This is a genomic window from Streptomyces sp. NPDC006259 (assembly GCF_042870975.1).
In the GTDB taxonomy this organism is placed as follows: Bacteria; Actinomycetota; Actinomycetes; order Streptomycetales; family Streptomycetaceae; genus Streptomyces.
Genome location: NZ_JBIAHY010000003.1, coordinates 667234 through 679888, shown reverse-complemented (window position 1 = coordinate 679888; position 12655 = coordinate 667234). Strand labels below are relative to the sequence as shown.

Here is a 12655-nt window from a genome sequence, read left to right as displayed (position 1 = left end):
CATCGTCGGGATGTCGGTGCTGCTGCCGGGCGCCCCCGACCTGGACACGTACTGGCGGAACCTGCGGGACGGCGTGGACGCCGTCGGGGAGGTGCCGGACGGGCGCTGGGACGCGGACTACTACCGTCCCGGCACCGCCTCCGAGCCGGCCGTCGCGGACCGGGTGTACGCCCGGCGCGGCGGGTTCGTGGACGGGCTCGCGCAGGTCGAGGTCGTCCGGTTCGGGATCATGCCGAACTCGGTGGCCGGGACCGAGCCCGACCAGCTCATCGCGCTGCACGTGGCCGCCGCCGCCCTCGACGACGCGGGCGGCGCGGACCGCCTCCCGGACCGGGGCCGGGTCGGTGTCGTCCTCGGCCGGGGCGGCTACCTCACCCCGGGCCTGGTCCGGCTCGACCAGCGGGTGCGCACCGCCGGCCAGCTCGTGCACACCCTGGGCGAGTTGCTGCCGGACCTCACTCACCGCCAACTCGACGCGGTGCGCCGGGCGTTCACCGACCGGCTGGGGCCGGACAGCCCCGAGTCGGCGATCGGTCTCGTGCCCAACCTGGCCGCCTCCCGGGTCGCCAACCGGCTCGACCTGCGCGGGCCGGCCTACACGGTGGACGCGGCCTGCGCCTCCTCGCTGGTCGCCGTCGACCAGGCGGTGGGCGAACTCTCCACCGGGCGGTGCGACCTGATGCTCGCGGGAGGCGTCCACCACTGCCACGACATCACGTTGTGGAGCGTCTTCTCCCAACTGCGCGCCCTCTCCCCCAGCCAGCGCATCCGCCCCTTCCACCGGGACGCCGACGGTCTCCTGATCGGCGAGGGCACGGGCGTGGTGGTCCTGAAGCGGCTCGCCGACGCCGAACGCGACGGCGACCGGATCTACGCCGTCGTCCGGGGCACCGGCGTGGCGAGCGACGGCCGCGCGGCCGGGCTCGTCAACCCGGATCCGGGCGGCCAGGCACAGGCGGTACGGCAGGCGTGGCGGGCCGCCGGGCTCGATCCGGCGGCGCCCGGTTCGGTGGGCCTGCTGGAGGCGCACGGCACCGGCACCCCGGCCGGTGACGGCGCCGAACTCGCCACGCTGGCCGAGGTGTTCGGGCCCGGTGACGGCGAGGCCGTGCTGGGCTCGGTCAAGTCGATGATCGGGCACACCATGCCGGCCGCCGGGGTCGCCGGACTGGTCAAGGCCGCCCTCGCCGTCCACCACGCGACGCTGCTGCCGACCCTGCACTGCGACGACCCGCACCCGGCGCTGGCCCGCACCCGCTTCCGCACCCTGGAGAAGGCCGCCCCCTGGGAGACCGGCCCGGACCAGCCGGTCCGGCGGGCGGCGGTCAACGCGTTCGGGTTCGGCGGGATCAACGCGCACGTGGTGCTGGAGGAACCGCCGGGGATCCGCGGCCCCCGTCCGGCTGTCCGGGTCACCGAGCCGGAACCGGTACTCCTCCTGGCCGCCGACTCCCCCGAGTGCCTCGCCGCCCTGCTGGACGCCGACGACGGTGCCGTACGCGCCGCCGGACTCGATCCGGCCCGCCCCCGTCCGCAGGCCGGAGCCGTCCGGCTGGGCATCGTCGGCCCGGACGGCAGACGGCTCGCCCTGGCCCGCCGCGCGGTCGCCAAGGGGCGGGCCTGGCACGGCCGCAGCGACGTCTGGTTCCGGCCCGGCCCGCTGCTGGGCGCGGGCGGCGGAAAGCTGGCCCTCCTCTTCCCCGGTCTGGAGGGCGACTTCACTCCCCGGGTGGACGATGTCGCCGCCCACTTCGGGCTGCCCGCGCTCACCGTCGCCGAGGACGGGCCCGGTGACCTCGGGCGGCACGGCCTGGGCGTCGTCGCCGTCGGCCGTCTCCTCGACACGGCGCTGCGCCGGACCGGCATCGTGCCGGACGCCGTCGCCGGGCACAGCCTCGGCGAGTGGACCGCGATGGCGGCCGGCGGGCTGTACTCGGGGGGCGAGGTCGACGCCTTCATGGCCGGCTTCGACCCGGACGCCGTCACCGTGCCGGGCCTCGCCTTCGGCGTGCTCGGCGCGCCCGCCGAACGGGTGCTGGCCGCGCTGCGCGGGGAGGAGTGGGACGGAGCGGGTCTGGTGCTGTCCCACGACAACGCGCCGGGCCAGTCGATGGTGTGCGGTCCCGACGCGGCCGTCGACGAGTTCGTGCGGGCCTTCCGCGCCCAAGGGGTGCTGAGCCAGGTGCTGCCGTTCCGCTCCGGCTTCCACACGCCGATGCTGGAGCCCCACCTCGGCCCGATCGAGGAGGCCGCCGCACGGTTCCGGCTGCACGCGCCGCACACCCCCGTCTGGTCGGGCACGACCGCCGCGCCCTTCCCCGGGGACGAGGCGAGGGTGCGGGCGCTGTTCGTCCGGCACCTGCTGGAACCGGTCCGCTTCCGGCAACTGACCGAGGCCCTGCACACGGCGGGCCACCGGGTGTTCGTGCAGATGGGACCGGGGCAGCTCGGCTCCCTCGTCGGCTCCACCCTCGGCGGCCACGACCATCTCGTCGTCGCGGCCAACTCCTCGCACCGCACGGGCCTCGCCCAGCTCCGCCGGGTGGCGACCGCGCTGTGGGCGGCGGGCGCCGAGGTGGCCCCGGCGCTGACGTCCCCGGCCGCCCGCACCGGCGACGTACGCCCGCCGCGGCAGCCGGTCCGGCTCGACCTGGACGGCGCCCTGGTGTCCCTCGGGCCCGCGGAACTCACCTCTCTGCGAGCGCAGTTGGGAACGAAGGCGGACTCCGCGCCCGGCGCTCTCGACGCGCTCGTCCCCGGCTCGCCGATCGCCGCCGAACTGTCCGCGCTGCTCAGGGACACGGCGGACACGGCGGCCGCCCTCCTGACGGCACCGGTCCGCGCCCCCGTCCCCGCCCCCGCCCCCGTCCCCGTCCCCGTCCCCGTCCCCGTCCCCGTCCCCGTCCCCCCGGACCGTCCACCGGCTCCGTACAGCGCGACCGTCCGGGTCTCCCCCGACACGATGCCGTACCTCCTGGACCACTGCTTCTTCCCGCAACGGCCCGGCTGGCCGGAGGTGTCCGACCGGTGGCCGGTGGTGCCGGCGACGACGATCGTGCAGCACCTCCTGGACACGGCGCGGGAGGCCGCGCCCGGCCGGGTGCCGGTCGCCGTGCACGGGGCGCGGTTCGAGGAGTGGCTCACCGCCACACCCGCCGTCGACGTCACCGTCACGGCGGTCCCCGAGGGCCCGGACCGGCTGGCGGTCTCCTTCGGCCCGCGGGCCCGCGCCACCGTCGAACTCGCCGCCGCCCATCCGGCCCCGCCCGCCCCCTGGCCGGCCGGCCCCGCCGGCGAGCGCCGCCCCGACCACACGGCCGCCCAGCTGTACGCCGAGCGCTGGATGTTCCACGGCCCGGCGTTCCAGGGCGTCACCGATCTCACCGCGATCGGCGACCGGCACGTCCGGGGCGTGATCACCACCCCGGCCGCGCCCGGCGCCCTGCTGGACAACGTCGGCCAGATCCTCGGCTACTGGATCATGGCGAGCCGCGACGACCGGACCGTCGTGTTCCCGGTCGGCATGCGCGAGATGCGCTTCCACGGGCCGCACCCGGCACCCGGCACGGAGGTGGCGTGCTCGGTGCGGATCACCTCGCTCACCGACACCCTCCTGGAGGCCGACGTCCAGCTGACGGTCGGCGGCGTGGTGTGGGCGGAGCTGTACGGCTGGCAGGACCGCCGCTTCGACAACGACCCCAGGACCCGTCCCGTCGAGCGCTTCCCGGAACGCAACACCCTCTCCGAGGCCCGTCCGGGTGGCTGGTCGCTGGTCCACGAGCGCTGGCCCGACCTGGCGTCCCGGGAGCTGATCATGCGCAACTCGCTCGCCGGGCCGGAACGCGCCCAGTACGCGCGGCACCCGCCGCGCGGCCGCCGGCAGTGGCTGCTCGGCCGGATCGCCGCCAAGGACGCCGTACGGCGGTGGCTGTGGGACCGGGGTGAGGGACCGGTCTTCCCGGCCGAGCTGCGGGTGCGCAACGACGAGGCGGGCCGGCCGTACGTCACCGGTGTGCACGGCCGGGTCCTGCCCTCGCTGGACGTGTCGCTGGCCCACTGCGCGGAGGCGGGCGTGGCGATCGTGCGGCCCCACACCCCCGGGCCCGGTCCCGGCATCGACATCGAGGAGGTCACCGGCCGGACGCCGGAAACCCTGGCCGCCGCCCTCGGCCCGGACGAGCTGCGGCTGCTGCGCGCCCTGGCGTCCGGCGGGTCCGAGGCGCTGTGGTTCACCCGCTTCTGGGCGGCGAAGGAGGCCGTCGCCAAGGCGGAGGGCACCGGGTTCGGCGGGCGGCCGCGGGACTTCGCCGTCCTCGACGCGGCCCCGGCCGGCGACCGGCTGACGGTCGCGGGCCGCCTGGAACGCGCCTACACCGTGCACTGCGCACCGGCCGCCAACCCGTCCCGGCTGCCGGACCGCACCTATGTCGTGGCCTGGACGACGGGTCCCGTCGAAGCGAAGGAGTACGACCGATGACCCCCCACACCCCCGTCACCGCCGACGAGGAGACCGTCCTCGCCGACCTCACGGAGATGCTCGCCCGGCTCATGGAGGACGAGTACGGCCTCGACGACGTCGAGATCGGCCCGCGCACCACCTTCAACCGCGATCTGGAGCTGGAGAGCATCGACCTGGTCACGCTGGCCGGGCTGCTCCAGGAGCGGTACGGCGACCGGGTCAACTTCGCCGAGTTCCTGGCCGGCATGGAGTTCGACGAGATCATCGAGCTGACCGTCGGACGGCTCGTCGAGTACGTCGTGGCGGGCCTGAAGGCCGCGGAGGCGAGCTGATCGTGGCCATGGTCGAGACCGGCGCCGTCCGGTTGCACGTGCAGAGGATCGGCCCCCGCGACGGCCGGGCGGCCACCGCCACCGTGGTGCTGGTGCACGGCCTGCTCACCGACAGCCTGGCCAGTTACTACTTCACCGTGGCGCCCGCGTTCGCCGCCGCGGGCCTGGACGTCGTCATGTACGACCTGCGCGGCCACGGCCGCAGCGAACGCCCCGCCGAGGGCTACACCCTGGACGACAACATCGACGACCTGGCGGCGCTCCTCGACCGCCTCGGGGTGACCGGCCCGGTGCATCTGGTCGGCAACTCCTACGGCGGGACGGTCGCGTTCGGTTACGCGGCCCGCCGTCCCGAGCGGGCGGCGAGCGTCACCCTCATCGAGTCGGAACCGGCCACCGCCGCCTGGGCAGTGAAGCTGGGCGGCATCCTGGACCGGGTGGTGACGCAGCTCGCGCACAACGAGCCGGACGCCGTCGCCTGGATCGCCGAGCACCGCGGCCACAACACCGCCCGGCTGGCCAGGGGCGCGGCGCGGCTCGCCCGCGACACCACCCTGGGCAGGGACATCCCGGCCAGCCGGGTGCTGACGGAGGAGGAGATCACGGCGGTCCGCTGCCCGGTGCTCGCCGTGTACGGCGGCGACTCCGACCTCGCCGAACTGGCGCCCTGGCTCCAGGCGTTGCTGCCGCGCTGCCGGACCGTGGTGATCCCCGGGCACGAGCACTCGGTGCTGGTGGAGGCGGCCGCGGCGGTGGGCGGCGAGGTGCTGGCGCTGGTGCGGGAGACCCGGCCGACGGGGGCCGAGGCCCGGTGAGCCGCTTCCTCTTCGTGGTGCCGCCGTTGACCGGGCACATCAACCCGGCCGTGGGCGTGGCGGCCGCACTCGCCGGGCGGGGCCACCGGGTGGCGTGGGCGTGCCCCGATCCCGCGCTGCTCCGGCGGCTCGCCGGGGTGGGCGCCGAGGTGTTCGGGTGTGCCGGGGCGCCGGAAGGGAGCCGGCCGCCCGAGCTGCGCGGACCCGAGGCGCTGAGGTTCCTGTGGGAGTGGTACCTGCTGCCGCTCGCCGAGGCGATGGCGCCGGGGGTGCGGGTGGCCGTCGGGGAGTTCCGGCCGGACGTGGTGGTCGCCGACCAGCAGGCCTTCGCGGGCGCGCTGGTCGCGGAGCGGCTCGGCGTGCCGTGGGCGACCTCGGCGACCACCTCGGCCGAGTTCACCGATCCGCTGTCGGGGCTGCCGAAGGTGCGGGAGTGGCTGGAGGAGCGGCTCGCGCGGCTGCGGACCTCGATCGGGGACCCGGCGGGCGGCGCCGACCCGCGGTTCTCGCCGCACCTCGTCCTCGCGTTCAGCGTGGCGGAGCTGGCGGGTCCCGCCGAGGGCGTCCGCTGGGTGGGCCCCTCGGTCGCGGCGCGGCCCGCGGCGGCCGGTTTCCCCTGGGAGTGGCTCGACGCCGCGCGCGCGACCGTGCTGGTGACGCTCGGCACCGCGAACACCGACGTCGGCGGCCGCTTCCTCGGCGTGTGCGATGAAGCGCTGCGCGAACGGGCGGACCGGGTGCAGGGGGTGGTCGTCGACCCCGGCTCTCCGCCGCGGGCGCCGGCCGACGACAAAGACGTGCTGGTCGTGCCGCATGTTCCCCAGCTCGCCCTGCTGGAGCGAGGTGTGGCCGCGGTGGTCTGCCATGCCGGGCACAACACGGTGGGCGAGGCGCTGTGGCACGGCATCCCGCTGGTGGTGGCGCCCATCCGCGACGACCAGCCGGTGGTGGCCGGGCAGGTCGCGGACGCGGGGGCCGGGGTGCGGGTGCGGTTCGGCCGGGTCGGCGCGCGGCGACTGGGCGCCGCCCTGGACGCCGTACTGGACGAACCCGGGTACCGGGCGGCGGCCGGGCGGATCGGCGCCGCCTTCCGGGCGGCCGGCGGCACGTCCGCCGCCGCTGACCATCTCGAGGAACTCGCCAGGGAGTTGTCATGAGCGACCGCACGGAGCCGACCGAACGGGACGGGACGGGGGCCGCCGCGCGCGGCGAGAGGGGATCCGGGGAACGCGTCGCGGCACTTCGGCCGGTCTACCAGGCCGATCTCGCGGCGGGCGTGGACCGCTTCTTCGAGCCCCGGCGCACCGACTGCCCCTGGTGCGGCTCGGACCGGCTGACCACGCGGCTGCGCACCACGGACCTGCTCCAGCACAAGCCGGGCCGGTTCGTCCTGGACCGCTGCGAGGGCTGCGGGCACATCTTCCAGAACCCCCGGCTCGGCGCGGCGGGGCTGGAGTTCTACTACCGGGACTTCTACGACGGCCTCGGGGAGAAGAAGCTCGGCGACACCTTCGGCGGGCGCACCGGGATGTACCGGGGGCGGGCCGAGTCGATGCTCCCGCACGACGCCGCGCCGAAGACCTGGCTGGACGTGGGCACCGGGCACGGGCACTTCTGCGAGGTCGCCAAGGAGGTGCTGCCGGGGACGGTGTTCGACGGGCTGGACTTCACCGACGGGGTCGAACTCGCCGCGCGGGAGGGGCGCGTGGAGCACGGCTACCGGGGGGCGTTCCCGGACCTGGCGTCCGAACTGACCGCCCGTTACGACGTGGTGAGCATGTTCCACTACCTGGAGCACAGCACGGACCCCGACCGTGAACTGCGCGCCGCTCGGGAGGCCGTCCGGCCCGGCGGGCACCTCCTCGTCGAGGTCCCGGACCCGGAGAGCCGCTACGCCCGCCTCCTCGGCCGCTGGTGGCTGCCGTGGCTCCAGCCGCAGCACCTGCACCTCGTGCCGGTGGCCAACCTGCGGGAACGGCTCGCGGACCTGGGGTTCACGGTGGTCGCGGAGCAGCACGCCGAACCGCACGACCCGGTGGATCTGCTGGCCGCCGTATGGCTGGCGCTGGACCACGCGGCGCCCCCCGAGGACGCGCCGTGGCTGCCCGAGCGGCCGAGCGCGCCGCGGCGCGCGCTGCGGGCCGCCCTGTTCCTCGCCGGCGTTCCGGCGCTGATCGCGGCCACCCTCCTGGACCGGTTCGCGGTCCGGCCGCTGTCGCACCGGCTGGGCGTGTCCAACGCCTACCGGATCGTGGCACGGCGCGACTGAGGGCAGGGCGGGCCAGGGGGTGTGCGGGGGTCGGCACCGTGCTATTTTCAGCCCGATCGATCGCCAGGAATCCTGTCGATGACGGTGAGCAGCACCTGGCGCCCGACGGTACGGCCCGACGAACGGAATGCCCATGTCCCTCCTGGCCAGACCCGCGGTGGCGACCCGCGCCGCCAAGACGATGCAGGGTCTCACCCGACTGGCGAGCCGCCGTTCCGGCGGTCCCGGTTCCACCGCCGCGTGGCAGGCCCGCTTCCCCGCCTACCCGCGGGACGCCCGCGAGTCGACGGTGCCCACGTCCGTCGCCCCGGCTCCGGTCACCGTCTACGCGCCCCCGGCCGGGACGGCCGGACGGCCGCCCGTCCACGTCAACTTCCACGGCGGCGGGTACGTCATGTCCATGCCGGAGATGGACGACGCGCTCTGCCGGATCCTCGCCGTCGAGGCCGGTGTGGTCGTGGTCAACGTGCGGTACGTCGTCGCCCCGCAGCACCCGTTCCCGGCCCCGCCCACGCAGGCGTACGACGTCGTTCGCTGGGTCGCCGAGCACGGCGCGGAACAGGGCTGGGACGGCGGCCGGCTCAGTGTGGGCGGGCAGAGCGCCGGCGGCGGGCTCGCCGCCGCCGTGGCCCGCCAGGCCCTGGAGCAGGACGGACCCGCGATCGGGCTCCAGGTGCTGCACTACCCCCCGTTGGACCTCGCGACCAGCGCCCGCGACAAGAAGGCCGCCGTCGCCAGGCCGATGCTGCGGCCCTGGATGGCCGACGTCTTCGACACGTCGTACGTGCCGGATCCGCGCCGGCGAGCCGACCGGCTGGTCTCGCCCGCCGGCGCCTCGGACACCGCCGACCTGCGGGGCATCGCGCCGGCCCTGGTCATCACGGCGGAGTACGACCTGCTGCGCGCCGAGGCGGCGCGCTACGCCGGGCGACTGGCCGCGGCCGGCGCCCTGGTCGAGCACCACGAGGTCGCCGACGCCGACCACGGCTACGACGCCAAGGACGACGAGAAGGCCAGGGCCACCTACCTGCTGATCGCCCGCCACCTGCGGCAGGCCGCGGCGCGCGACCCCTCCTGAGGAGCGCGGGGGCGGGGACGTCCGCCCGTCCGACGCCCCCCGGACAGGACGTGGCCCGGCCTCTCGCCCGTCCCCCGGCCCGGCCTCGCCCGTCGGGCCGGGCCAGGCGGGCCGGGCCAGGCGGGCCGGGCCAGGCGGGCCGGGGGGCGGGCACCGCTCGCCCGGCAGCCCTCGACCGGCCGCCCGGTCGGTCAGTGCGCTGCCAGCTGCTGTTCGCGCGGGGTGTCCTGGGCGGCCGACCCCGGGGGGCGCAGGGCCGCGAGCCCGATGAAGACCATGGAGACGACACCGGCGAGCGCGAAGGCGGTGAACCCCCAGTCGCCCTGGTTCGAGGCGAGGAGCCGGCCGCCGAGCCAGGGACCGAAGACCGCGCCGAAGCGGCCCATGCCGGAGGTCCAGCCGACGGCGGTGGCGCGGTTGTCCGGGTGGGAGCGGATGGACACCGTCGCGTAGATCATCGTCTGGGCGCTGTTGAGGAAGACGCCCGTGACGAAGACGACGATCATCGTCACCGTCATCGACATGTGCACGCTGAGCAGGTACACGCCGGCCGCGGTGAGGGCGAACCAGATCGCCGAGACGCGCGGAGCGCCGAAGCGGTCGGCGGCCCGGCCGGCGACCAGCATGCCGACGATGCCGCCGAGGTTGAAGACGACCACGAAGGACAGCGCGGAGCCCAGCTCGTAGCCCTCGGCACGCATCAGGGTGGGCAGCCAGGTGGCGACGCCGTACACGAGGAGCAGACCGCCGAAGGAGGCCGGCCAGTACAGCAGCGTCCGGGTCCACTCGCCACCGCGGAAGAGGCTGACCAGGTTGGTCCAGCGCTCGCCCGCGCCGGCCCCGGCCGACTTGGCGGCGGGCACTTCGACGTCGTAGCGGGCGGCCAGTTCGCGGGCCTCCTCGGTACGCCCCTTGGCGACGAGGAAGCTCAGCGACTCGGGCAGGAACCGGGCGAGGACCGGGGCGAACAGCAACGGCAGCACGCACACCCAGAACGCGGCGCGCCAGCCGACGGGCTCCACGAGCCACTGGGCGACGTAGGCGGAGAGGATGCCGCCGGCGTGGTGGGCGGTCATCAGCAGGCCGATGACGAGGGCTCCGCGGCCGCGCGGGGCGTAGTCGGAGACCATGCTGATCGCGGTCGGCAGCAGTCCGCCGAGGCCGACGCCGGCGAGGGTGCGGCCGAGACCGAAGACCGTGACGCCGTCGGCGAGCGCGCACAGGCCCGAGGCCAGCGAGAACAGGGTCACGCAGCAGACCATCAGCTTCTTGCGCCCGATCCGGTCGGCGATCGTGCCCGCGGTGAGCGCGCCGATCAGCATGCCGAAGGTGGCGTAGCTGCCGAGGTCGCCGGCCCGGTCCGGGGTGAGGCCGAAGGTCCGGGTCTCCAGCAGGTGGGGGAGGACCGAGCCGTAGATGAACATGTCCAGGCCGTCGAAGAGGACGGCCAGCCAGCAGAGGCCGACGACCAGGAGGGCCAGTCTGCCGCCGCGGGCGGACAGCGGGGAGGAGGAGGACATCGTTGTTTCCTCTCGTGCGGGCGGGGTGCCCCGACGCTAGAGACCCACGGCGATTTCCGTCAACACTTTTGTCAACAATCTCATCGACTGGGGTTCCGCGTCGGGGCGCGGGCCCGGGAAACGCCGTTACGCGACCGGCGGGGTACCGTGCGTGTGGAACGACTCGATGGTCCTCAGGCCCCACGCCTGCCCCTTCTCGCGCTCCTCCTCCGTCCAGGTGATCAGCGGCCAGTCGGGCGCGAGCACCAGGCGGGTGAGCGGATTGCACAGTTCGATCCGGTTGCCGCCGGGCTCGTAGACGTACAGGAAGAACGTCTGCTGGATGGCGTGCTTGTGCGGCCCCGTCTCGATGAACACCCCGCTGTCGATGGCGAGATCGGCGGCGCGCAGGATGTCCTCGCGGGTGTCGGTGGCGAAGGCGATGTGGTGCAGCCGCCCGGTGCTGCCGGTCCGGTCCGCGGTGTAGACGACGTCGTAGGACTTGTTCGTGTACGTCAGCCAGCGCGCCGCGATCCTCCCGGTGTCGAGCCGGATCTGCTCGGTGGGCCGGGCGCCGAGGACGTGCTGCTGGAACTCGGAGTTGGCGAGGACGTCGGCGGCGAGGAAGTTCACGTGGTCCAGGCGGCGTACCCCGACGCCCCGGTTCGGCTTGGCCTGCGGCTGGTTCTTCAGCGCCGGTTTCAGCTCGTCGGGAGCCCGGTAGTACTCGCTCTCCCAGTACAGGGCGTGCTCGTGGCCGTCCGGGTCGGTGGTGACGTACAGCTTGCCGAGGCCGGGTTCGTCCTCGGTCCAGCGGCCGGTGCCGCCCGCCTCCTCGACCGCCCTCACGCGGCGCCGCAGCGCCTCCTCGCCGGAGGCGCGCAGGGCGAGCCGGCCGAGACCGGGGGTGGAGCGGGCGGTGAGCACCAGGCTGTGGTGCTCGTAGTCGTCGAAGGTCCGCAGATAGACGGTGTCGCCGTCGCGGCCGTTGACGGTGAGGCCGAGGTAGTCGGTGAAGAAGCCCACGCTGGCGTCCAGGTCGGGCGTGAACAGTTGGGCGTGGCCGATGTGCGCGATGTCGCCGAGCGGCGGAGTCATCGTTGCTCTCCAAGGGGGTGCGGGTGGATCGGTGCCGTCCCGGCGGACCGGGGGAACACGGTGCCGTCGAAGATCTTGCGGGCGGTGCGGACCACGGCCGTGCGGCGGGCGGAGGGCAGGCCCTCGGGAGTGGATTCGAGGCTGGTCTCGATGTCCAGGAATCCGGTGGGGTGCTCTATGCGCACGCGGTCGACGCCGGGCTCCAGGCGCGCCGGGCCGGCCCCGACGCTCCCTTCCATCCGGAGGCCCGCCGCGACTCCGGCCGCGCCGAGCACGCCGATGGAGGGGTGGCAGCGCACGGGGATGAAGGTGCGGGTGGTGACGGCGCCGCCCTCGCGGGGTGGCGCGAGCAGGGTCAGCTTGGGCACGGTGGTGTCCGTCACGTCCCCGAGTCCCATCCGGCGGCCCGCCTCCAGCCTGATGGCGCGGAGCCGGCCGGCCAGACCCCGGTCCCCCTCCAGCGCGGCGGGCGACTCGTAGCCGGTGACCTGGAGGGAGGCGGCGGCGATCAGGACCGTCGGCATGCCGTTGTCCACGCAGGTCACCTCGACGCCCTCGATCTCCTCCCGGACGCTGCCGGTGGGCAGCAGCGGGCGGGGGCCCGGCGGGAACTCGATCAGCACGGGCGCCGCGGCTCCCGGTACGCCGGAGATCTCGGCGCAGCCGGTGGGGTCGACGCGGCCACCGGGCGTCGGGAAGGTCGCCGTGGCCCGGTCGCCGCTGTTGACCATGCGGATGCGGACCGAGGTCCGCTCCGGTCCTGCCGCCACCAGCCCGCGCTCCACGGCGAACGGGCCGACGCCGGCGAGGATGTTCCCGCAGTTCTGACGGTCACTCACCGCCGCCGCGTCGACGGCGACCTGGAGGAACAGGTAGTCGACGTCGGTGTCCGGGTCCGCGGAGGGCGAGACCACGGCCACCTTGCTGGTGAGCGGGTGCGCGCCGCCCAGGCCGTCGATCTGGCGCTCGTCCGGACTGCCCATGATCCGCAGCAACAGGTCGTCGCGCAGGGCCGGTTCCGCAGGGAGGTCGCCGGCGAGGAAGTAGGCGCCCTTGGAGGTGCCGCCCCGCATCAGCAGGCACGGCACGCCCTCGGGCACTCCGC

General features: G+C 75.0%; 9 protein-coding genes. 6 read left to right on the top strand and 3 right to left on the bottom strand.

What is annotated here, in order from left to right; translation table 11 throughout:
• Positions 1 to 10 precede the first annotated feature (10 nt).
• From ACFYO5_RS14430 to ACFYO5_RS14405, 6 genes are all read left to right on the top strand, one after another.
• Entirely contained in the window at positions 11 to 4477 is a 4467-nt protein-coding gene (locus ACFYO5_RS14430; protein ID WP_388709243.1) for a beta-ketoacyl synthase N-terminal-like domain-containing protein, read from the top strand.
• The gene (locus tag ACFYO5_RS14425) at positions 4474 to 4791 is read left to right on the top strand and encodes an acyl carrier protein (RefSeq protein ID WP_356566593.1); all 318 of its coding nucleotides are present in this window, start codon (positions 4474 to 4476) and stop codon (positions 4789 to 4791) included. The genes ACFYO5_RS14430 and ACFYO5_RS14425 overlap by 4 nt, the downstream gene beginning before the upstream one ends.
• Positions 4792 to 4799: 8 nt before the next feature.
• Positions 4800 to 5606 carry an alpha/beta fold hydrolase gene (locus ACFYO5_RS14420; protein WP_388709241.1) on the top strand — a complete coding sequence of 269 codons (807 nt, stop codon included), beginning with the start codon at positions 4800 to 4802 and terminating at the stop codon, positions 5604 to 5606.
• A complete protein-coding gene (locus tag ACFYO5_RS14415) occupies positions 5603 to 6763 on the top strand; it encodes a glycosyltransferase (protein ID WP_388708380.1) in 1161 nt (386 codons plus the stop codon). Before ACFYO5_RS14420 ends, ACFYO5_RS14415 begins: the two co-directional genes overlap by 4 nt.
• The gene (locus tag ACFYO5_RS14410) at positions 6760 to 7875 is read left to right on the top strand and encodes a class I SAM-dependent methyltransferase (RefSeq protein WP_388708377.1); all 1116 of its coding nucleotides are present in this window, start codon (positions 6760 to 6762) and stop codon (positions 7873 to 7875) included. The genes ACFYO5_RS14415 and ACFYO5_RS14410 overlap by 4 nt, the downstream gene beginning before the upstream one ends.
• A gap of 133 nt (positions 7876 to 8008) precedes the next feature.
• Positions 8009 to 8953: an alpha/beta hydrolase fold domain-containing protein gene (locus ACFYO5_RS14405; RefSeq protein WP_388708375.1), complete on the top strand. Its 945-nt coding sequence runs from the start codon at positions 8009 to 8011 to the stop codon at positions 8951 to 8953.
• Between the two features lie 191 nt (positions 8954 to 9144).
• Here ACFYO5_RS14405 and ACFYO5_RS14400 read toward each other — a convergent pair whose 3' ends face one another.
• The 3 genes from ACFYO5_RS14400 to ACFYO5_RS14390 form a co-directional block, all read right to left on the bottom strand.
• Entirely contained in the window at positions 9145 to 10473 is a 1329-nt protein-coding gene (locus tag ACFYO5_RS14400) for an MFS transporter (RefSeq protein ID WP_388708373.1), read from the bottom strand.
• A gap of 126 nt (positions 10474 to 10599) precedes the next feature.
• A complete protein-coding gene (locus ACFYO5_RS14395) occupies positions 10600 to 11550 on the bottom strand; it encodes a VOC family protein (protein ID WP_388708371.1) in 951 nt (316 codons plus the stop codon).
• Entirely contained in the window at positions 11547 to 12650 is a 1104-nt protein-coding gene (locus ACFYO5_RS14390; protein WP_388709239.1) for a 4-oxalomesaconate tautomerase, read from the bottom strand. The genes ACFYO5_RS14395 and ACFYO5_RS14390 overlap by 4 nt, the downstream gene beginning before the upstream one ends.
• Positions 12651 to 12655 lie beyond the last annotated feature (5 nt).

Excerpts from the sequence above, each read along its gene's own strand:
- ACFYO5_RS14430 (WP_388709243.1), top strand. The coding sequence starts at position 11 with ATGTCGGTGCTGCTGCCGGGCGCCCCCGACCTGGACACGTACTGGCGG.
- ACFYO5_RS14425 (WP_356566593.1), top strand. The coding sequence starts at position 4,474 with ATGACCCCCCACACCCCCGTCACCGCCGACGAGGAGACCGTCCTCGCC.
- ACFYO5_RS14420 (WP_388709241.1), top strand. The coding sequence starts at position 4,800 with ATGGTCGAGACCGGCGCCGTCCGGTTGCACGTGCAGAGGATCGGCCCC.
- ACFYO5_RS14410 (WP_388708377.1), top strand. The coding sequence starts at position 6,760 with ATGAGCGACCGCACGGAGCCGACCGAACGGGACGGGACGGGGGCCGCC.
- ACFYO5_RS14405 (WP_388708375.1), top strand. The coding sequence starts at position 8,009 with ATGTCCCTCCTGGCCAGACCCGCGGTGGCGACCCGCGCCGCCAAGACG.
- ACFYO5_RS14400 (WP_388708373.1), bottom strand. The coding sequence starts at position 10,473 with ATGTCCTCCTCCTCCCCGCTGTCCGCCCGCGGCGGCAGACTGGCCCTC.
- ACFYO5_RS14395 (WP_388708371.1), bottom strand. The coding sequence starts at position 11,550 with ATGACTCCGCCGCTCGGCGACATCGCGCACATCGGCCACGCCCAACTG.